The organism is Paracoccus sp. L-17 (genome assembly GCF_056857655.1).
In genome coordinates, this window is sequence record NZ_JBSXNM010000001.1 from 1 (window position 1) to 2,276 (window position 2,276).

Below are 2,276 nucleotides of genomic sequence, written 5' to 3' on the forward strand. Positions count from 1 at the left end.
TTCAACAACCGCCGCCTGCTTGAGCCCATCGGGAACATCCCGCCCGCAGAAGCCGAGGCCAACTTCTACGCAACTCTGGAAACTGAACCCATGGCCGCGTAAGTAACCAAAATCAGCCTCCGGCAAACCCGGAGCGGTTCATACCCAAGTGCACGCTTGGTCAGATGATCAGCAAATATATGGTTCTCATCGCGAGCGAGCAGAGGCTCTTGATGATGCGGCCGTACCAGATCTACGCGGTCAAGGCGATTGTCGACTGCATCGATCAGAACTGCGGTAACGGCTACATCTGGCACACCACCGGCTCGGGAAAGACGCTCACTTCCTTCAAGGCCTCGACGCTCCTCAAGACTAATGAGAGCATCCACAAATGCCTCTTCGTCGTTGACCGCAAGGACCTCGATCGCCAGACGCGAGAGGAATTCAACCGATTTCAGGAAAACTGCGTCGAGGAGAATACCAACACAGCCGCGCTGGTTCGCCGCCTGCTGTCCGACGACTACGCTGACAAGGTCATTGTCACCACAATCCAGAAGCTCGGCCTCGCTCTCGACGAGAACAGCAAGCACAACAAGCAGAGCGTCGCTCAGGGGCGCTCAACGTTCAAGCAGAGGCTTGAACAGCTGCGCGACAAGCGGATGGTCTTCATCTTCGACGAGTGCCACCGCTCGCAATTCGGTGAGAACCACAGGGCCATCAAGGAGTTTTTTCCGAACTCCCAACTCTTCGGCTTCACGGGAACCCCGATCTTCGAGGACAATGCCACGGTGAAGCAGATCGAGGGTGACGTCGCCACTCTTCGAACTACCAAGGATCTCTTTCAGAAAGAGCTCCACGCCTACACGATCACGCACGCGATCGAGGATCGAAACGTCCTCCGCTTCCACGTCGACTACTACAGGCCCAAGGACGGCGCCGCCGCAACGCAGGGCGAGACGTTCACGAAGCAGGCGGTGGCGCAAGCCATCATCGACAAACACGATGCCGCGACCGGAGGCCGCCGTTTCAATGCGCTTCTCGCGACCGCGTCGATCAACGACGCCATCGAGTACTACGATGTATTCAAGAAGCTCCAAGCCGCGCGCCAAGCCGCCGATAAGGAGTTCGTGCCCCTCAAGATTGCCGCAGTTTTCTCTCCTCCCGCTGAAGGCAACAAGGATGTCCAACAAATCCAGGAGGACCTTCCCCAGGAGAAGGAGGACAACCGGCATGACCCTGAGGGCAAGAAGACGGCGCTCAAGGCGATCATCGCCGACTACAACAAGTGGTACGGCACGAACCACGACATCAACAACTTCGACCTCTACTATCAGGACGTCCAGCAGCGCATTAAGGATCAGCAGTTCCCTAACCGGGACCTGCCCCGCAAGGGCGAGGAAAAGATCGACGTTACCATCGTCGTAGACATGCTCCTCACCGGATTCGACGCAAAGTTCCTCAACACGCTCTACGTCGACAAGAATCTTAAGCACCACGGCTTGATCCAGGCATTCTCCCGCACAAACCGCGTTCTCAACGCGACCAAACCCTACGGACACATCCTCGACTTCCGCGATCAGCAGGACAACGTCGACGCAGCCATAGCAATGTTCTCTGGCGCGCAGTCCGACCGGGCCCGGGAAATCTGGCTGGTCGACAAGGCGCCGGTTGTCATCGAGAACTTCAAGAAGGCCGTCGCCGACCTCGGCGAGTTCATGAAATCTCACGGCTTGGAGGCAGAACCCGATCAGGTGAACAACCTGAAGGGCGACGACGCGCGGGCCCAGTTCATTAACCGGTTCAAGGAGGTGCAGCGGTTGCAGACGCAGCTCGACCAGTACACCGACCTAACTGAGGAGCAGCGCGGGCAGATCGAACAGACCCTCCCCAAGGACGAACTCCGCGGTTTCCGCGGGGTCTACCTCGAAACTGCTCAGAGGTTGAAAGAACAGCAGGGCAAGCCCGGTGGGGATGGCGGTCCAGCCAATCCTGAGGTCGACCAGCTCGATTTCGAGTTCGTCCTTTTTGCCTCGGCCGTCATCGACTACGACTACATCATGAAGCTGATCGCTAAGTACTCGGGTCAGGACCCGAAGAAAGTCCAGATCAGCCGCGAGCAGCTCATCGGCCTAATCCAGTCCGACGCCAAGTTCCTCGATGAACCGCGCCGGGTTTTCCGGAGGCTGATTTGTCTTAGTTACGCGGCCATGTCTGATCTTTCCAGAGCGGCATAGAAGTTTGCCTCGGCCTCTGCTGGCGGGATGTTACCGATGGGTTCCAGCAAGCGTCTGTTGTTG

1 protein-coding gene is annotated in these 2,276 nt (G+C 57.7%); it reads left to right on the forward strand.

Annotated elements, in window-relative coordinates:
* The first annotated feature begins 164 nt into the window (after positions 1–164).
* Positions 165–2,213, forward strand: a complete 2,049-nt coding sequence (locus tag AC13CR_RS00005; protein WP_482900382.1) for a type I restriction endonuclease subunit R — start codon at positions 165–167, stop codon at positions 2,211–2,213.
* Positions 2,214–2,276 lie beyond the last annotated feature (63 nt).